This is a genomic window from Bradyrhizobium sp. WBOS07, from assembly GCF_024585165.1.
Classification (GTDB): domain Bacteria; phylum Pseudomonadota; class Alphaproteobacteria; order Rhizobiales; family Xanthobacteraceae; genus Bradyrhizobium; species Bradyrhizobium japonicum_B.
In genome coordinates, this window is sequence record NZ_CP029008.1 from 203,314 (window position 1) to 226,717 (window position 23,404).

22 protein-coding genes are annotated in these 23,404 nt (G+C 66.2%); 12 read left to right on the top strand and 10 right to left on the bottom strand.

Annotated elements, in window-relative coordinates:
• Nucleotides 1-11: 11 nt before the first annotated feature.
• Nucleotides 12-1,340, bottom strand: a complete 1,329-nt coding sequence (locus DCM79_RS00930; protein WP_257178116.1) for an aspartate aminotransferase family protein — start codon at nucleotides 1,338-1,340, stop codon at nucleotides 12-14.
• Nucleotides 1,341-1,489: 149 nt separating this feature from the next.
• On the opposite strand from DCM79_RS00930, the gene DCM79_RS00935 reads away from it, so the two are divergent.
• Together DCM79_RS00935 and DCM79_RS00940 are read left to right on the top strand one after the other, a co-directional pair.
• Nucleotides 1,490-2,038, top strand: a complete 549-nt coding sequence (locus DCM79_RS00935; protein WP_028134606.1) for a cupin domain-containing protein — start codon at nucleotides 1,490-1,492, stop codon at nucleotides 2,036-2,038.
• Between the two features lie 144 nt (nucleotides 2,039-2,182).
• A complete protein-coding gene (locus DCM79_RS00940) occupies nucleotides 2,183-2,335 on the top strand; it encodes a hypothetical protein (RefSeq protein ID WP_257178117.1) in 153 nt (50 codons plus the stop codon).
• A 39-nt stretch (nucleotides 2,336-2,374) separates the two neighbouring features.
• Here DCM79_RS00940 and DCM79_RS00945 read toward each other — a convergent pair whose 3' ends face one another.
• From DCM79_RS00945 to DCM79_RS00955, 3 genes are read right to left on the bottom strand one after another with little or no spacing between them, the layout of a single operon-like run.
• Nucleotides 2,375-4,636 carry a xanthine dehydrogenase family protein molybdopterin-binding subunit gene (locus DCM79_RS00945; protein WP_257178118.1) on the bottom strand — a complete coding sequence of 754 codons (2,262 nt, stop codon included), beginning with the start codon at nucleotides 4,634-4,636 and terminating at the stop codon, nucleotides 2,375-2,377.
• Nucleotides 4,629-5,684, bottom strand: a complete 1,056-nt coding sequence (locus tag DCM79_RS00950) for a xanthine dehydrogenase family protein subunit M (RefSeq protein ID WP_257178119.1) — start codon at nucleotides 5,682-5,684, stop codon at nucleotides 4,629-4,631. The genes DCM79_RS00945 and DCM79_RS00950 overlap by 8 nt, the downstream gene beginning before the upstream one ends.
• Nucleotides 5,681-6,178 (bottom strand): (2Fe-2S)-binding protein, encoded by a 498-nt coding sequence (locus DCM79_RS00955; RefSeq protein ID WP_257178120.1) that lies wholly within the window; start codon nucleotides 6,176-6,178, stop codon nucleotides 5,681-5,683. The genes DCM79_RS00950 and DCM79_RS00955 overlap by 4 nt, the downstream gene beginning before the upstream one ends.
• A 250-nt stretch (nucleotides 6,179-6,428) precedes the next feature.
• On the opposite strand from DCM79_RS00955, the gene DCM79_RS00960 reads away from it, so the two are divergent.
• Nucleotides 6,429-7,097, top strand: coding sequence for a TetR/AcrR family transcriptional regulator (locus DCM79_RS00960; protein WP_257178121.1), 669 nt, complete (start codon nucleotides 6,429-6,431; stop codon nucleotides 7,095-7,097).
• 52 nt (nucleotides 7,098-7,149) lie between these two features.
• Here DCM79_RS00960 and DCM79_RS00965 read toward each other — a convergent pair whose 3' ends face one another.
• Nucleotides 7,150-8,337, bottom strand: coding sequence for an MFS transporter (locus tag DCM79_RS00965; protein WP_245269346.1), 1,188 nt, complete (start codon nucleotides 8,335-8,337; stop codon nucleotides 7,150-7,152).
• A gap of 250 nt (nucleotides 8,338-8,587) precedes the next feature.
• Here DCM79_RS00965 and DCM79_RS00970 point away from each other — a divergent pair, with 250 nt between their 5' ends.
• The 8 genes from DCM79_RS00970 to DCM79_RS01005 all read left to right on the top strand — a co-directional run bounded on the left by DCM79_RS00970 (nucleotide 8,588) and on the right by DCM79_RS01005 (nucleotide 15,935).
• Nucleotides 8,588-8,992: a hypothetical protein gene (locus DCM79_RS00970; RefSeq protein ID WP_257178122.1), complete on the top strand. Its 405-nt coding sequence runs from the start codon at nucleotides 8,588-8,590 to the stop codon at nucleotides 8,990-8,992.
• Between the two features lie 75 nt (nucleotides 8,993-9,067).
• Entirely contained in the window at nucleotides 9,068-9,352 is a 285-nt protein-coding gene (locus DCM79_RS00975) for a hypothetical protein (RefSeq protein WP_257178123.1), read from the top strand.
• A gap of 9 nt (nucleotides 9,353-9,361) precedes the next feature.
• Nucleotides 9,362-10,792, top strand: coding sequence for a TolC family protein (locus DCM79_RS00980; protein ID WP_257178124.1), 1,431 nt, complete (start codon nucleotides 9,362-9,364; stop codon nucleotides 10,790-10,792).
• A 13-nt stretch (nucleotides 10,793-10,805) separates the two neighbouring features.
• Nucleotides 10,806-12,140 (top strand): copper oxidase, encoded by a 1,335-nt coding sequence (locus tag DCM79_RS00985; RefSeq protein ID WP_257178125.1) that lies wholly within the window; start codon nucleotides 10,806-10,808, stop codon nucleotides 12,138-12,140.
• A 32-nt stretch (nucleotides 12,141-12,172) separates the two neighbouring features.
• Nucleotides 12,173-12,628, top strand: a complete 456-nt coding sequence (locus DCM79_RS00990) for a cupredoxin family protein (protein ID WP_257180916.1) — start codon at nucleotides 12,173-12,175, stop codon at nucleotides 12,626-12,628.
• A gap of 17 nt (nucleotides 12,629-12,645) precedes the next feature.
• Complete coding sequence (locus DCM79_RS00995; protein ID WP_257178126.1) at nucleotides 12,646-12,948, top strand: copper-binding protein; 303 nt, start codon at nucleotides 12,646-12,648, stop codon at nucleotides 12,946-12,948.
• Between the two features lie 348 nt (nucleotides 12,949-13,296).
• Entirely contained in the window at nucleotides 13,297-15,438 is a 2,142-nt protein-coding gene (gene flhA, locus DCM79_RS01000) for a flagellar biosynthesis protein FlhA (RefSeq protein ID WP_257178127.1), read from the top strand.
• Nucleotides 15,439-15,731: 293 nt separating this feature from the next.
• Nucleotides 15,732-15,935 carry a hypothetical protein gene (locus tag DCM79_RS01005; protein ID WP_024341740.1) on the top strand — a complete coding sequence of 68 codons (204 nt, stop codon included), beginning with the start codon at nucleotides 15,732-15,734 and terminating at the stop codon, nucleotides 15,933-15,935.
• A 1,007-nt stretch (nucleotides 15,936-16,942) separates the two neighbouring features.
• Here DCM79_RS01005 and DCM79_RS01010 read toward each other — a convergent pair.
• From DCM79_RS01010 to fliI, 5 genes are all read right to left on the bottom strand, one after another.
• Nucleotides 16,943-17,902 carry an AraC family transcriptional regulator gene (locus DCM79_RS01010; protein WP_257178128.1) on the bottom strand — a complete coding sequence of 320 codons (960 nt, stop codon included), beginning with the start codon at nucleotides 17,900-17,902 and terminating at the stop codon, nucleotides 16,943-16,945.
• A gap of 235 nt (nucleotides 17,903-18,137) precedes the next feature.
• Nucleotides 18,138-19,199 carry an anti-sigma factor domain-containing protein gene (locus tag DCM79_RS01015; protein ID WP_257178129.1) on the bottom strand — a complete coding sequence of 354 codons (1,062 nt, stop codon included), beginning with the start codon at nucleotides 19,197-19,199 and terminating at the stop codon, nucleotides 18,138-18,140.
• A gap of 37 nt (nucleotides 19,200-19,236) precedes the next feature.
• Nucleotides 19,237-19,782 carry a sigma-70 family RNA polymerase sigma factor gene (locus DCM79_RS01020; RefSeq protein ID WP_257178130.1) on the bottom strand — a complete coding sequence of 182 codons (546 nt, stop codon included), beginning with the start codon at nucleotides 19,780-19,782 and terminating at the stop codon, nucleotides 19,237-19,239.
• A gap of 317 nt (nucleotides 19,783-20,099) precedes the next feature.
• Nucleotides 20,100-20,519: a flagellar export protein FliJ gene (gene fliJ / locus DCM79_RS01025; RefSeq protein WP_011084990.1), complete on the bottom strand. Its 420-nt coding sequence runs from the start codon at nucleotides 20,517-20,519 to the stop codon at nucleotides 20,100-20,102.
• A 121-nt stretch (nucleotides 20,520-20,640) separates the two neighbouring features.
• Nucleotides 20,641-21,966 (bottom strand): flagellar protein export ATPase FliI, encoded by a 1,326-nt coding sequence (gene fliI, locus DCM79_RS01030; protein WP_257178131.1) that lies wholly within the window; start codon nucleotides 21,964-21,966, stop codon nucleotides 20,641-20,643.
• A 468-nt stretch (nucleotides 21,967-22,434) separates the two neighbouring features.
• Here fliI and ctrA point away from each other — a divergent pair, with 468 nt between their 5' ends.
• Nucleotides 22,435-23,136: a response regulator transcription factor CtrA gene (gene ctrA / locus DCM79_RS01035; protein ID WP_016848562.1), complete on the top strand. Its 702-nt coding sequence runs from the start codon at nucleotides 22,435-22,437 to the stop codon at nucleotides 23,134-23,136.
• Nucleotides 23,137-23,404: the final 268 nt, after the last annotated feature.

Below are 23,404 nucleotides of genomic sequence, written 5' to 3' on the forward strand. Positions count from 1 at the left end.
GAGAGCAATTATCAGGCCACCTTCTTGATGGCGTCGCCGAGGATCGAGACCATCTGGTCGATGTGGCTCTTCTCGACGATGAGGGGCGGCGACATCGCGAAGCTGTCCCCGCTCATGCGCAAGTAAAGACCGGTGTTGAAGCAGTCGACCATGACGTCGTAGCCGCGCGCGCCGACGACACCGTCACGCGGCGCCAGCTCGACCGCGCCCATCAGGCCGCAATTGCGGATGTCGACGACGTTCGGCAGGCCCTTCAGCTGATGCAGCGTATCGCGCCAATATTCGGCGATCGACGCACCGCGCGTCAGCAGGCCTTCGTCCTTGTAGATGTCGAGCGTCGCGATGCCGGCGGCGCAGGCGGTCGGATGCGCCGAATAGGTGTAGCCGTGGAACAGCTCCATCTGGCTCTCCGGGCCGACCATCAAGCCGTCATGCACCTTGCGGCTCGCAAACACCGCGCCGCAGGGAATGGTGCCGTTGGTGATGCCCTTGGCGGTCGTCATCAGGTCCGGCGTGACGCCGAAGAAATTGGCGGCGAACGGCGTGCCGAGACGGCCGAAGCCGGTGATGACCTCGTCGAAGATCAAGAGGATGCCGTGCTTGTCGCAGATCTCGCGCAGGCGCTGCAGATAGCCCTTCGGCGGCGGCAGCACCGCGGTCGAGCCCGGCACCGGCTCGACGATGACGGCGGCGATGGTCTCGGCGCCATGCAGGGCGACCAGACGCTCGAGATCGTCGGCGAGCTCGGCGCCATGCTCCGGCTGATCCTTGGCGAAGGCGTTGCGGCTGAGATCGTGGGTATGGCGGATGTGGTCGACGCCCGGCAGCAGGGTGGTGAAGGCGCGGCGGTTGGCGACCATGCCGCCGACCGAGGTGCCGCCGAAGCCGACGCCGTGATAGCCGCGCTCGCGGCCGATCAGGCGGGTGCGGCTGGCCTGGCCGGTGGCGCGGTGATAGGCGAGCGCGATCTTCAGCGCGGTGTCGACCGACTCGGAGCCGGAATTGGTGAAGAAGACGCGGTCGAGGCCCTTTGGCGCGATCTCGGCGAGCCGCTCGGCGAAGTCGAACGCCAGCGGATGGCCCATCTGGAACGAGGGCGCGAAGTCCAGCGTCATCAGCTGGCGCTCGACCGCAGCGGCGATCTGCTTGCGGCCGTGGCCGGCATTGACGCACCAGAGGCCGGCGGAGCCGTCGATCACCTTGCGGCCATCGACGGTGGTGTAGTGCATGCCTTCGGCCGAGGAGAACAGGCGCGGCGCCTTCTTGAACTGCCGGTTGGCCGTGAACGGCATCCAGAACGAGTCGGTCTTGATAGTGTTCGGAATCTGATGAAGGGTCACGGCCGCGCTCCTTTGCTGACTTCATAGCAGAGGCACGGCTTGGCATGCGCAACAAGTCCTTTTCTGGTGCGCCGCAAGCCATTGATTTTTCTGGGGCTACCGGTCCATATTTGCGCGATCCGCAACACTCGCAACAGGGACCTGGGCTCATGAGCGTCGACATCGGTGGACGGCTGCGATTCATCCGGGCGCGCCACAAGCTGTCGCAGCGCGAGCTGGCCAAGCGCGCCGGGGTCACCAACTCGACGATCTCGCTGATCGAATCCAACCAGATGAACCCCTCGGTCGGAGCGCTCAAGCGCATCCTCGACGGCATCCCGATGGGGCTCGCCGAGTTCTTCGCGCTGGAACCGGAGTCCAGGCGCAAGATCTTCTACCGGGCCGAGGAACTCACCGAGGTCGGCAAGAAACCGATCTCCTATCGTCAGATCGGCGACAACCTGTTCGGCCGCAATCTGCAGATCCTGAAAGAGCGCTACGAGCCCGGCAGCGACACCGGACGCGTCCACCTCGTCCACGAGGGCGAGGAAGGCGGCATCGTGATTTCGGGCAAGCTCGAGGTCACCGTCGAGGACGAGCGGCGCATCCTCAACCCGGGCGATGCCTATTATTTCGAGAGCCGCCGACCGCATCGCTTCCGCTGCGTCGGCGGCAAGCCGTGCGAGGTGATCTCGGCCTGCACGCCGCCGACGTTCTGAGGCGCGATCGGCCGCATCCGGGAGGATACGGGGCCCCGCCTTTTCCGAAGCAGATTGAGCCAGCTCAATTTCCGGCGGCCAAACCGCCTCTATATTGAAAAACATAGCCGAGCAGCCTAGCCGCTTCGTAGACGGAGCTCGCGGATGAAGACCACCCTCGCCAATACCGAAGCCACACTCCACGACGTGCTGAGCGACGCCGACCAGTTGCACTCGCGAGAGCTGCGCGCGGCCCTCGAGAAATACATCGCGGCGCTGCGAGTGCAGATCAAGACCCTCCGCAAGATGATGAACTGACACCCGGCGGAGCGAGGAGACCTCGCCTCGCCGGCCGCCTCAGTGCGGCGTCAGCAGCTCCTCGATCCGGATCGGAAACTTGCGGACACGGATGCCGGTTGCATGCCAGACCGCGTTGGCGACCGCGCCGGCGCTGCCGGTGATGCCGATCTCGCCGACGCCCTTGATGCCGAGCGCGTTGACGTGGGGGTCGTGCTCCTCGACCGTGATGACGTCGAGTGGCGGCACGTCGGCATTCACCGGAACGTGGTACTCGCCGAGATTGGCATTCATGATGCGGCCGGTCCGGCGATCGGTAATCGCCTCCTCGTGCAGCGCGAACGACAGGCCCCAGATCATGCCGCCGAACAGCTGGCTCTGCACCATGCGCGGATTGACGATCCGCCCGGCGGCAAAGGCGCCGACCATGCGGCTGACGCGGACCTGGCCGAGCTCGGGATCGACCTTCACCTCCGCGAACACCGCGCCGTGCGCGTGCATCGCGTATTCCTCCATCGCCGCCGGGTTCGGCGCACCGGTGCCGCGCGCTTCGACTTCAGCGACGCCAGCACGCGCCAGGATTTCGGAATAGCTCTCGCCGCGGCTCTCGTCGTCGCGCCGGACCAGCCCTCCTTCGCGCGCGATCACGCCGGCATTGCCGGCGCCGAACAGCGGCGAGCGCTCGTCACCGGTCGCGAGCTCAGCGAGCTTGGCAATCACGGCCGCACCGGCGCTGTGGATCGCAGCACCGGCCGTTGCCGTATGCGCGGAGCCGCCGGCGATGCCGGCATCGGGCAGGTCGGACGTGCCGGCCTTGAATTCGACGCGGTCGATGTCGAGGCCGAGCTGGTCGGCCGCGATCTGCGCCAGCGCGGTCCAGGCGCCCTGCCCCATGTCGTGCGCGCCGATCTCCATCACGCCCGAGCCGTCGCGCCGGATCGCCGCGCGGGCTTCCGCCTGGAACATCAGCGCCGGGAAGGTCGCCGTGCCCATGCCCCAGCCGACCAGGAGGCCGGCATCGTCACGCATCTGCCGCGGCTGCAGCGGACGCTTGGCCCAGCCGAAGCGCGCTGCGGCCTGCTCGTAACAGGCCAGCAGCGCCTTTGAAGAGAACGGCTTGCCGCTGATCGGCTCGACCTCGGCGTAGTTCTTGAGGCGGAAGGCGAGCGGATCCATGCCGCAGGCCCAGGCCATCTCGTCGATCGCGCTCTCCAGCGCAATCGAGCCCGTCGCCTCGCCGGGCGCGCGCATGAACAGCGGCGTTCCCGTGTGGGCACGTACGGCGTCATGCGAGGTGCGGATCGCGGGGGCCGCATAGAGCGTGTGCGAGGCATCGGCCGCGGGCTCGTAGAAATCGTCGAACGTGCTCGACACGGTCCGTGCATGGTGATCGAGCGCGGTCAGACGTCCCTCGCCGTCAGTGCCGAGACGCAGGCGCTGACGCGTCGGCGCCCGATGGCCGACCGGGCCGTACATCTGCTCACGGCGCAGCACCAGCTTGACCGGCTTGCCGACCAGCTTCGCCGCCATGATGCCGAGCACCGGCGGCCCGCCCATCAGCCCCTTCGAGCCGAAGCCGCCGCCGAGGAAGGGACTGCGGATATGGATCTTGTCGTGCGCGATGCCGAACAGTTCAGCAATGCGCGCCAGCGACAGCTTCAGGCCCTGGGTCGGCATGTCGACCGACAATCTGTCGCCATCCCAGCTTGCGACGATGCCGTGCGGCTCCATCGCGTTGTGGTATTGCGGCGGCGTCTCGTAGGTCGCCTCGACCCGCTTCTCGGCCGCGGCAAGGCCGGCCTCGACGTCGCCGCGGTGATTCTCGGTGGGATTGCCGACGCCGACGACCGGCGGCACGAAGCTCTCGCCGGCGTCGAGCCCGACCAACGGAGGCAAGGCCTCGTAGCGCGGCGCCAGCAATGCCGCGCCTTCCGTCGCTGCCTCCAGCGTTTCGGCGATCACGACCGCGATGGGCTGGTTGGCGTAGCGAACTTCGTTGCTCTGCAAGGCCTCCATCCGGAACACGAACGGATTGGTCTTGATCTCCGGATCGATCGCCAGCTGCGGCTTGTGCTCCGGCGTCATGACGTCGACGACGCCGGGATGGCGCTTTGCGGCGGCGACGTCCAGCGAGACCACGCGGCCGTGCGAGATGCTGGAAACAGCGATCACCGCAAACAGCATGCCCGGCGGATGATTGTCGGCGGCATAGGTCGCCTGCCCCGTGACCTTGAGGACGCCGTCGCGGCGGGTCAGCGGTTGGCCGATGTTCGAACCGTGCCTGATATGGGCAGGTGCGCTGGTGAGGTTGAGCTCAGACATGAACGGCTCCGGACGTGGAGGCAAAGGGAGACGCCGGCAGCGCGGGAATGCGCGCGGGCGTACCGGCGGCGGCAAGTCGCAGCGCGCGCACGACGATGCGGCGCGCGAGCTCGATCTTGAAGGCGTTGTCGCCGGACGGCTTCGCGTCGGCCAGCGCACGCCAGGCGGCTTCCTGGAAGACGTCTGCCGTGGGCGCGACGCCTCTCAGCACGTCTTCCGCTGCGCGGGCCCGCCAGGGCTTTGCGGCAACGCCGCCGAGCGCAAGCCGCGCGTCCGCGATCTTGCCGTTCTCGATCCGCAACGCGGCGGCGGCGGAGACGACTGCGAACGCATAGGACGTACGCTCGCGGACCTTGAGGTAGCACGCATGCGCCGCAAACGCGCGCGCCGCCGGCGGCAGCCGCACCGCGACGATGAGGTCGCCGAGCTCGAGCGCGGATTCGCGCGCCGGCGTGTCGCCGGGCAGGCGATGCAGCTCGTCGAGCGCGATCTCGCGCCGGCCGCTCCTGCCCTCGATCTCGACCATGGCGTCGAGCGCGACCAGCGGCACGCAGAAGTCGGATGGATGCGTGGCGATGCAGCTTTCGCTCCAGCCGAGCACGGCGTGGGTGCGGTTCTCGCCCTCGCGGGCATCGCAGCCGCTGCCGGGCTCGCGCTTGTTGCAGCGGCTGGCGGTGTCGTAGAAATATGCGCAACGCGTCCGTTGCAGGAGATTGCCGCCGACGGTCGCGGCATTGCGCAATTGCGCCGAAGCGCCGGAGAGCAGCGCCTCGGCGACGGCGGGATAGGACGTTGCAAAGGCGGCATCATGCGCGAGATCGGCATTGCTCACCAGCGCGCCGATGCGCAACGAGCCGTCGGGAAGCGTCTCGATGGCATCGAGCCCGTCGAGATATGTGACGTCGACCAGGCGATCCGGACGGCTGACGCCGCCTTTCATCAGATCGAGCAGATTGGTGCCGGCGGCGAGATAGGCGGCGCCGGGCTGGGCTGCGGCGGCGACCGCCTCGGCGATCGTGGCGGGCCTGATGTAGTCGAACGGTTTCATGCCGAGCGCCTCTGGTTGGATTGGTCCATCTGTCCTTGCGCATCGAGCACGGCATCGACGATGCCGGCATAGGCGCCGCAGCGGCAGAGATTGCCGCTCATGCATTCGCGGATGCGCTCGGGATCGTTGCCGGCCTGCGCCTCCTGGATCATGCCGATCGCGCTCATGATCTGGCCGGGCGTGCAGAAGCCGCACTGGAATCCGTCGTGGGCGATGAAGGCGGCCTGCACCGGATGCAGTTGGTCGCCGCGCGCGACGCCCTCGATGGTGAGGATGTCGGCGCCGTCATGACTGATGGCGAGCGCGAGACAGGAATTGATGCGTTTGCCGTCGACCAGAATGGTGCAGGCGCCGCACTGGCCGCGATCGCATCCCTTCTTGGTTCCGGTGAGATGGAGGCGCTCACGCAGGAGATCGAGCAGCGTGACGCGCGGATCGTCGAGGACGAAGTCGCGCCGCGCACCGTTCACGGTGAGGCTGATGGAGTGGTTCATACAAGGCTCCGATCAGATTTGGACATGAATCATCGCGCAGCGCGCCACCGCCGTGGCCGCCGTCGATATGCGTCGGCCAGAGGGAGCCGGCCAACAGCCCAGCGAAGATACGGAGGCACCCTCCGTTTAACAAGGCCGGTGCGGAAATATTTGGAATTCGTCGAAAGCGCTTGCACCATCAACGCGATGCAGCCCTGCGAAGGTCCGGAAAGGGTTCAATCTAACCAATTCGTGATCTACATTGCGCACCATGGACGACCACGCCGACCAGATTCGGAAGCCCCGCGCCGATGCCGTGCGCAACCGCGAGCGCGTGCTCGAGGCCGCGAAGGCCGTGTTCAGCGCCGGAGGCCCCGAGGCGAGCCTGGAAGCCGTGGCGAAGCGCGCCGGCGTCGGCATCGGCACGCTCTATCGGCATTTTCCGACGCGCGAGGATTTGTTCGAGGCGGTGTACCGGCGCGAGGTCGAGCAGCTCAGCGAGCTGGCCGAGCAATTGAAGAACGCCAAGGACCCGGTCGACGCGCTCAGGCGCTGGCTGCGATCCAATGTCGAATTCGTCGCCACCAAGAAAGGCATGTCGGCCGCGCTGGCGCTGACATTCCAGAGCTCGTCGGAGCTCGCCGCGTTCTCGATGGACCGACTGACCAAGGCGATCGGCTCGCTGCTCGACCGCGCCGTCGCGGCCGGCCAGATGCGCGGCGATATCAGCCCGGAGGACCTGCTCAGGGCCTTGATCGGGATGTGCTACATGCACGACCAGCCCGGCTGGCAATCCTCGGTGCTGCGCATGCTCGACGTGTTCGTCGATGGCTTGCGCGTGCAGCCGGCCGGCAAGGCGAAGACAAACGCAGTCAAGACAGGCGCAGTCAAGGCACGCACAGCTAAGCCAGTGAAGCCGACCGCAAGGCGGAAGCATTAGTCGAAAGGAAAATGCGAGATCCGGCTGTTCGCTGCCGAAGGGAAGAGCCGGTCTAAGTCGCGAAACCCGGGCCCGCCTTCGCCGCGCTCATCCGCGAGCGGATCAGCAGCAGCACGACGATGCTGATGTTGAGCGCGTTCCATGCCACTCCATTGGCGAACGCCGCGCCGTAGGAGCCGGTGGCGTCGAAGATCACGCCCGAGACCCAGCCGCCGAAGGACATGCCGAACACGGAGGCGAAGATCACGATGCCGACGCGCGTCGCCGCCTCGCTCGCCGGCATCGCCTCGCGCACGATGATGGCATAGCTCGGCACGATGCCGCCCTGGAACAGGCCGAACATCGCGGAGATGAGATAGAGCGAGGCGAGGCTGTCGAAGAACAGATAGAACACCAGCGCAAAGCCCTGCGCCAGCGATCCGACCAGCAACGTGCGGATGCCTCCGATCTTGTCGGCGAGATAGCCGGAGCCGATCCGGCTGATGATGCCGCAGCCCATCATCAAGGACAGCATCTCGGCGCCGCGCGCCACGCCGTAGCCGAGATCGCCGCAATAGGCGACGATGTGCACCTGCGGCATCGCCATGGCGACGCAGCAGGAGATGCTGGCGATCGAGAGCAGCACGGTCAGCGTGTTGGTCGACAGCTTGAGATCGACGCGGGGCGGCGGCGCATTGGCATGGTCGCGGACATGGTCATCGCCCATCTGCGCACGGAGGACGAGGACCAGAAGCGCCATCGTGCTGGCACAGACGATGCCGATGCCGATATGGGTGTAGCGCCAGCCGATCGTCTCGGTGCCCCAGCTCACGATCGGCGGCCACATCGCTCCCGCGACGTAATTGCCGCTGGCGACGATGGTCACGGCAAGGCCGCGATAGCGCTCGAACCAATGCGAGGCTTCCGCCATCAGCGGCGCGAAGGTTGCCGAGGTGCCGAGGCCGATCAGGAAATAGGCGGCGACGAACTGCCAGAGCTGTGTCGACAGGCCCGCGAGCAGGTTGGCGATGCCGAGAAAGGCAATGCTGATCGCCATCGCGAGCACGATGCCGAACCGGTCGGTGATCTTGCCGGCGATCACCCCGCCGAGCCCGAAACCGAACATCATCATCGTGAAGGCGAGCGACACGGCGCCGCGCGTCGCCCCGAATTCGGCCTGCACCACGGGAATCACAACCACGACCGCCCACATGCCGACGGCACCGATCGAGCCGATGACGAGTGCAAGGACGAGGCGCACCCAGGCCTGACGCGAATCAGGCGTGAAGGAGGCCGGTCTCTGTCCTGGATGATTTGGCGCGAGCACGGCCGGAACATGTTCGCTGGACGCTTTTCGGTCAAGCATCGTGGCGCGATATTGGGCATGCGCTGTGCACTGCGGTAACAAGGTGCTTGGCGGCCGCCGCTTTTGCGATTAGCTTGCAATCAGCGCAGGCACCATCGCCGCGTGGGAACTTGACGACGCCATGTTGCTGCGATTGAGACGATCGGTGCGGATCAAGGTGGGGCGCCTCATTGCCCTCGCCTATCTGTTCTGCGTGCTCGCGCCGGCAGCAAGCCTCGCCTGGAGCAACGGCCCGGCGCCCTGCCTCGATGAGGCCGTGCCGGCGCATCATCAGATTCCTGCCGGCCACGGGCATGACGCCAGCTCGCATCAGCACGCCGGAGCGCACGCGCATCACCAGACCGCCGAACGGGATGCGCCGGCGCCGCATCACCATGGCGACAAGGGCACGGTCGGTCCCTGCTGCGCAATGATGTGCGTGAGCGCATTGCCGGCCGATCTGCCCAGCGTCGCCATGCCGCTTCTGCCTGTCACCGCCTGTGCGCCGGAGATCGTGGCCAGCCTGCACAGCGCGGCGCCGCCCCTGCACTACCGCCCTCCCATCACCTGATCTGACGCGACGATTTCGGGCCGTTGCGCTCTTTCGCGCGCGCGAGCCTGTGGTCTTTCAGATCAGGGATGAATCATGCTGACGCTTTCCGGGGCGGAGTCCGCCGCAACATCTGCGGTGCGTGGACGATACTTTCGATTCTATTGGCCGTTGCTGGCCCTGGTTGCGCTGGCGCTGTCCGGCTGCATGCCGGCCACCACGCAGGTCGCGGCCGCCGATCCGGCCGATCCGGCGGCGAAGGTCGCGCCGGTCGGCTATCGGTCGACCATCGCGCCCTACACCAGCCTGCGGCCGGCGACGCCGGCGCCATGGCGGGGCCGCAACGACGCGGTGACGCCGCAGCCGAAGCAGGACCGGTAGGAGCGCGCCATGACATGCCATCTTGCGCGAGGCCTGCTCGTCCTCACCGCGTTCAGCGTCTCCGGCTGCGCCGCGTTCTCGCCCGACAGCGGCATGAGCGCCGTCTCCGAGCTGACCAGCCGGGCCATCAACAAGGACGTCGCCTTCGTGCGAACGGCTGATGGCGCCGGCGCGGTCGAGGCGCGCGTTCACCAATTGCTGGCGCGCACGCTGAGCGTCGAGAGCGCGGTGCAGATCGCGCTGCTCAACAACAAGGGACTGCAGGCCGCCTATAACGAGCTGGCGTTGGCCGAGACCGATCTGGTCGAGCAGAGCCTGCCGCCCAATCCCGTGTTCGCGGTCTCGCGCATCACGGGCAATGGCGCCAGCGAGATCGAGCGCCAGGTGGTCGGCGACATCCTCGCGCTCGCCACCCTGCCGTTCCGCTCCGAGATCGCCCGCGAGCATTTTCGTCAGGCCCAGTTGCGCGCGGCGCTGGCAACGCTGCGGCTCGCAGCCGACGTCCGCCGCGGCTATTGGCGCGCCGTTGCCGGCAACGAGATGGTGGCGCTGCTGACCGACGCCAAGGCGACGGCGGAATCGACCGCACAGCTCGCCGTCAAGCTCGGCGAGACCGGCTCCCTCAACAAGCTCGACCAGGCGCGCGAGCAGGTGTTTTACGCGGAGACCACCGCCGATCTCGCCACCGCGCGGCAGATGGCAGCGAGCTCGCGCGAAAGACTGGCACGCCTGATGGGGCTGTGGGACGGCGGCCTCGATTTCCGCCTGCCGAACGCCTTGCCGCCGCTGCCGCGCCGCCCGCTGACCCTGCCTTCGATCGAGACCGACGCGGTCGCCCATCGCATCGACCTGCAGATCGCGCGGCTGGAGCTGGTGGCACTGGCCAAGGCCTTGAACCTCACCGAGGCGACGCGCTTCGTGACCCTGCTCGACCTCGCCGGCATCGCCCGCCGCACGCAGGATCCGGAAGGGCCGTCTTTCCGCGAGCGCGGCTTCGACGTCCAGTTCCAGATCCCGATCTTTGACGGCGGCGAGGTGCGGGTGCGGCAGGCGGCGGAGACCTACAATCTCGCCTTCAACCGCCTGACCGAGCGCGCCGTCAACGTACGCTCGGAAGCGCGCGATGCTTATCGCATCTATCGCTCGAGCTACGACATTGCCAGCCACTACCAGCGCGAGATCATCCCCTTGCGCAAGATCATCACCGAGGAGATGCAGCTGCGCTTCTCCAGCATGCAGGTCGACATCTTCGCGCTGCTGACCGAGGCGCGGCAGCGCCTGGCCTCGCTGCGCGGCGCGATCGACGCCAGGCAGCGCTTCTTCCTCGCCCAGGCCGACTTGCAGACCGCCGTCAACGGCGGCGGTGGCGTGCCGGCCGCCAGCAGCGAGAATCCAACCGCCATCGCCGCGGCAGCGCCTGCCGCCGGCGGCGGCCATTGACACGGAGACCGAGATGTTTTCCCGCCGAAGATTTTTGGGGACCGCCGCGCTCGTCGGCGCGTCTGCGGTTCAAGGCCGCGTGCAGGCGGCGTCGATTCCGGAAGCCCCGCACATGGACAAGGTGGTGATGCAGCCGCCGCTGCATCCGATTAGCGGACCCGACTATCGCCCCGTGGTGACGCTGAACGGCTGGTCGCTGCCGTTCCGCATGAACGGCGACTGGAAGGAATTCCATCTCGTCGCCGAGCCCGTGGTGCGCGAGTTCGCCGAGGGCATGAAGGTGAATCTGTGGGGCTATAACGGCCAGTCGCCCGGACCGACCATCGAGGCGGTCGAGGGCGACAAGCTGCGCATCTTCGTCACCAACCGCTTGCCCGAATACACCAGTGTGCACTGGCACGGCATGATCATCCCGAGCGGCATGGACGGCGTCGGCGGGCTGACCCAGCCGCACATCCAGCCGGGCAAGACCTTCGTCTACGAGTTCGAGATGAAGAAAAGCGGAACCTTCATGTACCACCCGCATTCCGATGAGATGGTACAGATGGCGATGGGCATGATGGGCATGGTCGTCGTGCATCCGCGCGACCCGAGCTTCCGGCCGGTCGACCGCGACTTCGTCTTCGTGATGAGCACCTATCGCGTCGACCCCGGCACCTACCTGCCCCATGTCAACGAGATGACCGACTTCAACATGTGGACCTGGAATGCCCGGGTGTTTCCCGGCATCGATCCCCTGCCGGTCCGGCTCGGCGACAAGGTGCGCGTGCGCATCGGTAATCTCAGCATGACCAATCATCCGATCCATCTGCACGGCCACAGCTTCGCGGTGACCTGCACCGACGGCGGCTGGATTCCGGAGAGCGCACAATATCCGGAGACCACGACCGACGTGCCGGTCGGTGCCGTCAGGGTGTTCGACGTGCTCGCCGACAATCCCGGCGACTGGGCATTCCACTGTCACAAGTCGCATCACACCATGAACGCGATGGGGCACGACGTGCGCAACCTGATCGGCGTGTCGCGCAAGGATCTCGCCAAGGCCGTCGGCAAGCTCGCGCCCGACGGCATGGCGATGGGCTCGACCGGCATGGCGATGGGCAACATGGAGATGCCGACGCCGGACAACACGCTGCCGATGATGACCGGCACCGGCCAGTTCGGCCCGATCGAGATGGGCGGCATGTTCACGGTGATGAAGATCCGCGAGGACCTCGCGCGCGACGATTACCGCGATCCCGGTCCGTACAAATTCCCGCAAGGCACCGTCGCCTACGAAGTGGCCGCACCCGCCCCAGAGCCGGCACGGCAGAAATCCGGCAGCCCGCCGATGAAGCACAAGATGTGAGCGTTTCGATGAACCACGAACTGGAGACCACGATGAAGACCACGATCAGGCTCGGCCTCGCGCTGGTTGCGCTGTCGACCGCGCCGGCCCTTGCGCACGACAAGCACTCTCACGCGACCTTTTCGGCCGGCGAGCCCGGCGACCCCAAGAAGCCCGCGCGCACCATTGAGATCCTGCTCAACGAGATGGACTACACGCCTGCGAAAATCGAGGTCAAGCGCGGCGAGCAGATCCGCTTCGTGCTGCGCAATGTCGGCAAGGAGGACCACGAATTCCTGCTCGCCACGACCAAAGAGAATCTCGCGCATGCGGAGCAGATGAAGAAGCATCCGCACATGGAGCACGACGAGCCCAATGCGGCGCGGCTTGCACCAAAGAAGACGACCGAGATCCTCTGGAAGTTCAGCAAGCCCGGCACCTTCGAATATTCGTGCCTCATTCCCGACCACCGCGAGTACGGCATGGTCGGCCAGGTCACCGTGAAGTAACGCCAAAGGAGATCCACATGAACCGCATCATCGGTATCACTGCCGCGCTGGCGCTGACCGTCGGCCTTGCGACTGCAACCCTCGCCGCCGAGAGCGCCGCGATCAGCGGCGAGGTCAAGAAGATCGACGAGGGCGCCGGCAAGATCACGCTCAGGCACGGTCCGGCGAAGAGCCTCGGCATGGAGGACCCCATGACCATGGTCTATCGCGTCAAGGATCCCGCCATGCTCAAGCAGGTGAAGGTCGGCGACAAGATCACCTTCGAGGCCGAGGAGGCGGCCTCGGGATACACGGTGACGAAGATGCAGAAGGCGAAATAGGGGGCTTTTCCCCCGACCGTCATTCCGGGGCGCGCCCTTTGGCGCGAGCCCGGAATCCATTTCTCCATAGCGTATGCGGCCCGATGGATTCCGGGCTCGCGCTTCGCGCGCCCCGGAATGACCACAGCCGGGCCCCGAAACACCCCGCCCTTCCCACCCTCCGTTAACCCTTTGCTAACCATACACCCGGCAAGAATTGCCGGGTGAAGTCGAGTGTCGTCGGCCGCGTAGAACGGGAGGAACCCCGTGGACGCCAGTGCGGTGCCTCACTTTCGGAACGGCGGCCCATCGGCCGCCGCGCAGACGTTTGGGGCGCGCGGACGGCAGTCGCGCGGGGAGGCAGCTACCATGGTCGACGTCACCGCAGGACAGGGCGTAGGCAGCGCGAGGCCCTCGATCCCCTCCCTCAACGACATCGTCACCGTCCTCAAGCGCGGCGACATCGCGCTGGCGCTCGGCGTTCTCACCATCCTGGTGGTGCTGATCCTGCCGCTGCCTGCGATCGTGCTGGACGTGTTCCTGGCGATCTCGATCACGCTCTCGATCCTGATCCTGATGACCTCGCTGTTCATCCAGACGCCGCTGGAATTCTCGTCCTTCCCGACCGTCCTCCTGATCTCGACCATGCTGCGCCTGTCGCTCAACATGGCCTCGACCCGCCTGATCCTGTCGCACGGGCACGAGGGCACGGCCGCCGCCGGTCACGTCATCGAAGCCTTCGGCAACTTCGTGATGGGCGGCAATTTCGTCATCGGCATCATCGTCTTCGCCATCCTGATCATCGTCAATTTCGTCGTCATCACCAAGGGTTCGGGCCGTATCGCCGAAGTCGCCGCGCGCTTCCACCTCGACGCCATGCCCGGCAAGCAGATGGCGATCGACGCCGACCTCGGAGCCGGCCTGATCGACGAGAAGGTCGCCAAGGAGCGCCGCAAGGAGCTGGAGGACGAGAGCGGCTTCTTCGGCGCCATGGACGGCGCCTCCAAATTCGTCCGGGGCGATGCCATCGCCGGCCTCCTGGTCGTCTTCATCAACGTCGTCGGCGGCATGATCATCGGCGTGGCGCAGCAGGGCATGTCCTTCGCCGACGCCGGCCGCACCTACACGCTCCTGACCGTCGGCGACGGTCTCGTCACCCAGGTGCCGGCGCTGATCGTCTCGACCGCGGCCGGCCTGCTCGTCTCCAAGGCCGGCGTCTCCGGCGCCGCCGACAAGGCGCTGATGAAGCAGTTCTCCGGCTATCCGCAGGCGCTGGCGATGTCCTCTGCGGTGATGCTGGTGCTGGCGGCGCTGCCGGGCATTCCGACCCTTCCCTTCCTCGCGCTCGGCGCCGGCGCCGGTGCGCTGGCCTGGAACGCCCGCAACCGCAACCGGGTGACGGCCAAGGCCGAAGCGGCCGCCCAAGCCGCGCCCGCTGCGGGAACGCCGGGTGCGCCGGGGGCCGCGGCGACCGAGGAGCCGATCTCGGCAGCCCTCAAGATCGACGACCTCAAGATCGAACTCGGCTATGCCTTGCTGCCGCTGGTCAACGGCCCCGACGGCACCGACCGCCTCACCGAGCAGATCAAGGCGCTGCGCCGCTCGCTCGCGATCGAGATGGGCTTCGTGATGCCGGCGGTGCGCATCCTCGACAACGTCCAGCTCGAAGCCAACACCTACATCATCAAGATCAAGGAGGTCGACGCCGGCACCGGCAAGATCTGGCCGAGCCAGTTCATGGTCATGGACCCCGGCGGCAGCCAGGTGCAGGTGCCCGGCATCCACACCACCGAGCCGACCTTCGGCCTGCCCGCGACCTGGGTCGATGCCAGCCTCAAGGAGGAGGCCTCGCTCAAGGGCTACACCGTGGTCGACGCCGCGACCGTGCTCTCCACCCACCTCACCGAGCTGCTCAAGGCCAACATGTCGGACCTGCTCTCCTATGGCGAGGTGCAGAAGCTGCTCAAGGAGCTGCCGAAGGAGCAGAGCGAGCTGGTCAAGGACATCGTGCCGGGACAGGTCACGGTCTCCGGCATCCAGCGCGTGCTGCAATTGCTGCTCGCCGAGCGCATCTCGATCCGCGACCTCTCCACCATCCTCGAAGGCATCGCGGACTCGCTGGCCTTCTCGCGCAATCCCGCGACCATGGTCGAGCATGTGCGGGCGCGCCTGGCGCGGCAGATCTGCGCCCAGAACACCTCCTACGCCGGCTATCTGCCGCTGATCGCGCTGTCGGCAAAATGGGAGCAAGCCTTTGCCGAATCCATCATCGGCCAGGGCGAGGAACGCAGCCTCGCGATGCAGCCCTCGAAGCTGTCGGAATTCATGACCGCCGTGCGCGAAGCCTTCGAGCGTGCCGCGCGCGAGGGCGAGGCGCCGGTGCTGGTCACCTCTGCGGCCATTCGTCCCTTCGTCCGGTCCCTGGTGGAACGGTTCCGGGCCCAGACCACCGTGCTGTCGCAGGCCGAAATCCACCCCAGGGCGAGGTTGAAAACGGTCGGAAGCGTCTGATTTGTCTTAAGAAGCCGTGTGTTTTTCGGCACACGCAAATGGTTTTTGAGTTCCTGGTGCCTTGTCGACCAGCTGTCGAAAAGGCGCCTGACCGGCACATTACATCTTTGAAATAATTGCAAAAATGCACGATCAGGGATCGCTTTCGCTCGCGATTTCTCACGTCCTGTCACGCTCTTGTGATGGCCTCTTGGGAACGAATCCCCCCAATACTAGGTTGTTGGGCACCGGAAGCATGAACCTGCCCAAATACGCAGGCGACTACTTCGGGTAGATGGCGGCAGGAGCCTTCCATGAACCACTCGATTTACAGCGCAGATCGCTCGACCCACTTGAAGATCGTGGTCGTTGCCCTCGTTGCCGGCATCGCCGTTGCGGGGCTTGGCATCACTGCGCGCGCGACGAGCTCGGACGAAGGCCTCACCCAGACCGCACGCGTCATGAAGGCCGGCAAGCCGGTCACCATTACCAGCGCGAACACGTCGCTCGTTCGCTAAGGAGAACACGAGTTTTTTGAATTCACGCGGCTCTTTATCAGCCCCCCAAAGTCGCCACGTGGATATGTAGACGACCCCAACCCCAAGTCGACTACAGAAAGCGCCCGCCCCCCACGGGCGCTTTCTCATGTCTGGGGGAGCGATTGCTTCCGGTTGCATCCGCCTCAAACTCAGCGTGGCCTCCCGACGCCCCCCATGACGAAGTGTGTGGGGACGGCAATGCGTCTCTCGCGTGTCCCGGCTCTGCAGCGCATCACGTCGTGCTGCGCTGCGTCCGGGGCACGAGAGCGGTGAATGATTGACATGGGATCGCATCCTCGCGGCTTGTTCGCCCGAGCTTTGCTCGTCGCTTCGCCCTCTGAATTGAAAGAGGGCGCAGGGAAGGCCGGGAGCCGGTGGCTCCCATGGACCGCCATGCCAAGGGCAGACTGCGTATGCTGCTGCATAGCGGAGAACAGGGCAACCAGGACATCCCGGCCTTCCCTGCGCAGTGGTTGGAACGGCTTATGTCGTGCTCTCCCCGGGGAGCGTTGCACTATTGCCCCCGTCGCCTTGCGGCTGATCGATGCGCGGGCCCGGTCGGGCCGCCGCATCACCGCAACACTTGGCGCACAGACCCCGGGCGCCAGGACCACACGATTTTGCCGTACGCCGATCGCACCGGTCGTGTGCGCGAGGCGCCTTGCTCACGGTTGCCCGCCCTGCAAAACCCGTCGCGCCGATGCCATCGGCGTCCACCGCCGCCCGGCCCGCGTTCGTGACGATCGCGATACGCCCCTCTTCCTTGGGCCGGGTTGCGCGACACATACGCCATTTCCGAAATTCGGTAAAGTGGAATATTTTCGGTGGCGCGGATTGACCGAGGGCTTGTGTGTTTTGCCCGTCAGGCAGCGCGACATCTTGTAGCCCGGATGGAGCGCAGCGTAATCCGGGGTTCTCGCGCAGACGCACAAAGGCCCCGGATTGCGCTGCGCTCCATCCGGGCTACGAGTCTACGGGGCGCCCGCTCAGGCGTCGCGCAGTTCAGACGGCGTCGCGCCAAAGCGCTTGCGAAAGGCGCGATTGAAATAGGACAGATCGGCGAAGCCCGAGGAATGCGCGATGTCGCTGATCTTGCGCGCCCTGGCGCGGGGATCGCCGAGCAGCTTGCGTGCCTGCAGCAGACGCTGCTCCAGCACGAATTCGGTGAAGGTCGTGCCGGCCTGCTCGAACAGACGTTGCGCCTGACGCGGGCTGAGCCCCGAGCGCGTCGCGACCTCGGACAGGCACAGATCGTTGCGGCCGAGCGCGGCCATTACGTCGGCGCGCATCAGGTCGAGCCGCGCCGCCGCATGGCCGCGGCCGCGCGCGAGACTCGCTTGCTCGGCATCGGTGCCGAGCAGAAGGCCGACGAGATCGACCATGTGCTGCGCGGTCAGGCGCTGGCCGACCGCGTCGAGATGCGGCGCGTGATTGGCGGCGAGCGCATGGTAGCGGAAGATGGTCTCGGCGACCGCGCCGTCGGAGAGCACTTGCGACAGCTTGCCCTCGGCGCGCGGATTGATGTCGAGCAGCGCGCGGCGCGGCATGCGGATGGTGGTGAAGCGGTTTTCGTCGGTGTGCCCGACGGTGCCGGTGATGCTCATGTCGACGAGCACCATCTGGGCGGGCGCAAGCTCGACGGTGTGGCCGTTCTGCCCGACGCGGACGCGGCCGGCATGGGCGGCGATCAGGACGAGGTCGTCGCTGCCGTCGGCGAGATGGCTCTGGGTGCGGGAATATTGCGCGGAGGCGCCTTCGGGAATGACGAGCGTGATGTTGTCGACCACGCTGACCTGGAGCCGGCAATCGATGCTGTCGCCATGGCTCGGTCCGATGTCGAGGCCGCAGGGACCGACGGCCCGCTCGCGCCAATGCTCGAACGCCGCACCCTGCGGCAGTCCCGTATATTGGTGAACGACGATGCCCGGCGTTTTCGCTGCATCCATTTGATCTCTAGCCCCTCTTTCGGCTCCGCGATCGGCGGCGCCGACTGCAATTTCCGGAAATTTGACGCCACGGATTGCGGCGAGGTTCAAATCGGAGGCCGATTCAGGGGGGCTTGTCGGGATGCGACGGCGGGATGGACGCTGGCGACAGGGATCTTGTAGCCCGCACGGAGCGCAAGCGGAATGCGGGACGGCGGCCCCGGATTACGCTTGCGCTCCATCCGGGCTACGGCACCTATTTTTTCGCGGGCGCCTGCGGCTGGGACGGCGGCACGGTCTCGATCAGCTTGCCGGAAAACACCGGGGCTGAGGTCGGCCGGCCGTCGGGTGAGCCGCCGGCCTGCTCGACGGTGACGGCGTAGGTCGCGCCGTTGACGATCTCGGCATCATAGGAGGCGAGCAGCGGACGCGCGGTGAAATCGCCGGAGCCGATCACGCCGAGCGAGCGCGGGCGCGGCAGCTTGTCGGAGATCAGCCAGAGCTCGAAGCTCTTGCCGGGCTCCGGCGTCGCACCGACCTTGCGCACCGTGAAATTGCGCGTCGCGCCGTCGACGGTGAGAATGAAGGCGGGACCGCCGGCCTGGCCCTGTAACAGCGCGACATATTGCGCGGACGCGGCGAGCGGCGCGGCTGGCGCCTTCACTTCCACGGTCTGGATGCGCGGTGCGGGACGCAAGCCGTTCGGCAGCGCGTCGGGCAGGAAGATCTGGAGCGACAGCGTCACGAGCAGCGCCGCCGCGAGCGCACCGGCGACGGATGCGATGGAGCGCCAGCGCTTGATGCGCCCCTCGAGACGAATCACGTTGCCATCGTCGACGACCGCCGCCTGCGGCGCGCGCGCGACGGCAAGATCCGGGGCGTGGACCTGCGGGATGAATTGCGGCGCGACGTCGGCAAGCGTGTCCGGCTCCGGACGCGGCATCTCCGGCGGCGCGGCCTCGGCCTGCGAGCCCCCCGGTGTCGGCGCAGCCTCCGTCGCCGGCTCTGCCGCCTCCGCAGCGGGCAGCTCCGGTGCAGGCGGAGGTGGCGGCAGCGAAGCTTCCGCAAGCGCGGGCGGCTGCTGCGCCTGCGACGACCGCACGATCTCGGCCCTGATGTTCTCCCACACGATCGGCCGCGGCTCGATCGATCCGACCATCTGGTTGAGACCGCCGAGCCGGAAGGACCACGCCTGCACGATCGCGGCGAACGCCTCGTCCACCGCCATCATGGTCTCGACCTGCGTACGCTCGTCAGCATCGAGCGTGCCGAGGGCATATTCCGCGGCGAGCGCGATATGGTCTTCGGTATAGGCCATCAATTCCGATCCAGACCCATCCTCACGATCGAGCCATTCATAGTCCGAGGCACTCCCGGATATCCAACATGCTGCGCCGGAGCCACGTCTTCACCGTGTTGACGGGGGCTGCGAACTTCTCCGCCAATTGCTCGCGGCTCCAGCCGTTGTAATAGGCGAGAAGCACGAGCCGCTGACGGTCCGGCTCGAGCCGGCCGATGCATTCCAAGAGCCGCTTCAGCTCTTCGGTCATCTCCCGGCGCGCCAGCGGATCGGGACTGTCGGCCGCAACCTCCATCGCCTGAGGCTCTTCCTCGATGGAGGTTTCCGACTTCTTGCGGACGACGTCGATCGCGCCGTTGCGCGCAATCGAGGCCATCCACGTGATCGGCGACGACAGCGCCGGATTGAACCGGCCGGCGCCGTTCCAGATCTTGACGTAGGTCTCCTGAATGACCTCCTCTGCGAGATCCTGCCGCCGCAAGATACGGAGCACGACACCATAGAGTTTCGCGCGCGTGGCGGCGTAGAGGCGCTCGAACGCGGCCTGATCGCCCTTCGCCACCGCCTCGATCAACCCGACCAGCTCTGCTGGCGTCAGCATTCAGCCCCCTGACACACGGTCCGCCGCTTGCCGTCACCTCTCCCCGATGGGGAGAGGTCGATTTGCCCAGCAAATCGGGTGAAGGGGCGCAGGGCTAACAAGAGACCGTCACCCCTCACCCGGCGCTCCGCGCCGACCTCTCCCAAGGGAGAGGTGGGCACCGCCGTCGCTGGTACAGCATTCATCCCCGCCACCATAGCGCGCGGCCAAGCCGAGCACCAAGGGGCGCGGCGCCACGCTGTGGACAGCACATGCGAAAACCCGGACCTTGCGGGTCCGGGTTCTGCGGATTTCTTGGTAGCCTTGCTTGTCGGCCGTCAGGCGACGGCGCCGATGCGGGCGCGCATCAGGCCGATGCTGTCGAGGTCGGCCTGCTCGCGGGCGTTCTCTTCGGCGCGCTCGCGGGCCTGGTCGCGCTCGTCGAGCAGCTCGACCTTCTTCAGCTCCTCGAAGGCCTCGGCCAGCGCGGCCTTGGCTTCGTCGAGCTGGCCCTTGAGCTCGTCGGCCGAGCGGGTCAGGTTCTCGCGGCGCTGGATCGCGGCCTTGGCGTAGGTCGGGTAGGCGAAGTGCGAGGGATCGTTGATCCCGGCGCGCTCCTGCTCGGTCTGGATCTCGCGCTCGAGATCGACCGACATCCGCTGGAAGTCGGCGATCATGGTCTCGATCTGGGTGACCCGGCGGCGCTTCTCGTCGACCTGAAACTTCTTCAGGCGAATGAGGGTATCTCGTGACTTCATCGACTCGTACTCCCCAGAAGTCCCCCCGCTGCACGTGGGACGATACCGGTCACCCCACGGGCCCGATGGAGGCCCAGACCGGCTCTGCTACTCTGTGGGATCGGATGATGACCGGACAAAGTTAGCGTTCCGTTTCCAAATTACCGAGGATGTGAGCCAACTGGCGGTAGCCGTCCGCAAGCGAGGCATTTTCGTCCTTGCGCTGGCGCAGGAAGGCCTCCAGCGGCTCGTGCAGGCGGATCGCCTCGTCGACTTCCGGGCTGGAGCCGGCCCGATAGGCGCCGAGCCGGATCAATTCCTCCATGTCGGCATAGGTCGCCATCACCTGGCGCGCCCGCTGGATCACGGGCCAGAATTGCGGATCGGCCGATTTCGGCATGGTCCGGGAGACGGATTTGAGGATGTTGATCGCGGGATAGCGGCCGCGCTCGGCGATCGATCGCTGCATCACGATGTGCCCGTCCAGGATGCCGCGCACGGCGTCCGCGATCGGCTCGTTGTGATCGTCGCCGTCGACCAGCACCGTGAAGATCGCGGTGATGGCGCCCTCCCCCAGGCCCGGGCCGGCGCGCTCCAGAAGCTTCGGCAGCTCGGTGAAGACGGTCGGCGTATAGCCCTTGGCCGTCGGCGGCTCGCCGGCGGACAGGCCGATTTCGCGCTGGGCCATGGCAAAGCGCGTCACCGAGTCCATCAGGCACAGCACGTCCTTGTTCTCGTCGCGAAAATATTCGGCGACCGCGAGCGTCAGATACGCCGCCTGGCGGCGCATCAGCGCCGGCTCGTCGGAGGTCGCGACCACCACGACGGAGCGCGCCAGGCCCTCCTCGCCGAGGTCGTCCTGCAAGAATTCCTGCACCTCGCGGCCGCGTTCGCCGATCAGCCCGATGACGCTGACATCGGCGTCGACGTTGCGGGCGAGCATCGACAGCAGCACCGACTTGCCGACGCCGGAACCGGCGAAGATGCCCATGCGCTGGCCGCGGCAGCAGGTGAGGAAGGTGTTCATCGCGCGCACGCCGAGATCGAGCGGGCTGCCGACGCGCTTGCGCGAATGCGCCGGCGGCGGCGTGTTGCGGAATGGCATCGGCGAGGCGCCTTGCGGCAGCGGTCCCTTGCCGTCGATCGGCTCGCCCAGCGCGTTGACGACGCGGCCGAGCCAGGCCGACGAGGGCCGCACCAGATTGGCGGCGTTGGCGATGACGGCCTTGCAGCCGCGGCGCACGCCGTCGAGGCCGGCGAACGGCATCACGACAGCATTGTTGCCGGAGAAGCCGATCACCTCGCAAGGAATCGAACGGTTGGCGCCGGTCTCGATCACCAGCCGCGCGCCGACCGACATGGCATGAATGGGACCGGCCACCTCGACCATCAGGCCGCGGACGCCGACCACGCGGCCGTAGATATTGATGCCGTCGATGTCGCCGATCTGTTCGGCAAGAGCCTTCATCGGGAAGCCTTCATCAGGAGCGCGCGTTCAATGTGAGGGCCTTCATGTAATGGGTCGCCTTCGCGAATTCCGGCCGCCGCAGCGATCCCCGGGACTTCACGGAGGAAACCTTAAGTTTCGCCATATTTCTGAACGCCGCTTAACTTCGTGTTTACCCGCATCATTAATCATTGCGTCACTGTCTTTGTGACTGAGCGTGACTCCCCTTCAGAAGAAGGCTGAGTCGCGGGAGTCGGTTAGGCCCGTCTCTTAAAGTGGAACTTGAACGGAGCTGGGTGACGAAAGCTGCTTCACCGCAAGACCTTAGGGCGATTCGACAAAAATTGCACCCGAGGGACTTGCGTTCCAGAATCAGGATTTGTTAACCATCTGTTGTCAGGATCCGAATCAGTTGTTCAAAGGCGTTTTGTTGAGTGCCGCGAATGCGGCCGACCTGACGCCCAGGAGCGGCGACTATGGGGAACTGGCATGCGCGTTTTGCTGATTGAAGATGACAGCGCCGTCGCGCAGTCGATCGAGCTGATGTTGAAGTCGGAGAGCTTCAACGTCTACACGACCGATTTGGGGGAAGAAGGCGTCGATCTCGGTAAATTATACGATTACGACATTATCCTTCTCGACCTCAACCTGCCCGACATGTCCGGATACGACGTGCTCAAGCAGCTCCGGGTCTCCAAGATCAAGACACCGATTCTGATCCTCTCCGGCCTCGCCGGCATCGAGGACAAGGTCAAGGGTCTCGGCGTCGGCGCCGACGACTACATGACTAAGCCCTTCCACAAGGACGAGCTGGTGGCCCGCATCCATGCGATCGTGCGCCGCTCCAAGGGCCATGCCCAGTCGGTCATCCAGACCGGCGACCTCGTCGTCAACCTCGACACCAAGACGGTGGAAGTCGGCGGCCAGCGCGTGCATCTGACCGGCAAGGAATACCAGATGCTGGAGCTGCTCTCGCTCCGCAAGGGCACCACCCTCACCAAGGAAATGTTCCTCAACCACCTCTATGGCGGCATGGACGAGCCGGAGCTGAAGATCATCGACGTCTTCATCTGCAAGCTCCGCAAGAAGCTGGCCAACGCTTCCGAGGGCCGCAACTTCATCGAGACCGTGTGGGGCCGTGGCTACGTGCTGCGCGAGCCGCACGAGGCCGACGAGCGCATCCCCGCCTGATCTCTAGGGTTACGTCGCGAGCCCTTAGGGCTCGCTCCTCCCAGCCTGGACCCCGCCGCAAATGGCGGGGTTTTGTTTTTTGGGGGACGGGATTTCTCCCTCTCCCGCTTGCGGGAGAGGGTCGGGGAGAGGGTTTGTCCACATCGGGACAATCCCTGTGTGGAGAGAGCCCCCACCCGGCGCTCCGCGCCGACCTCCCCCGCAAGCGGGAGAGGTGCACTACCCTCGCGGCGACAGCTCATCTCTTAACGTTTGAACCGCTATCCTT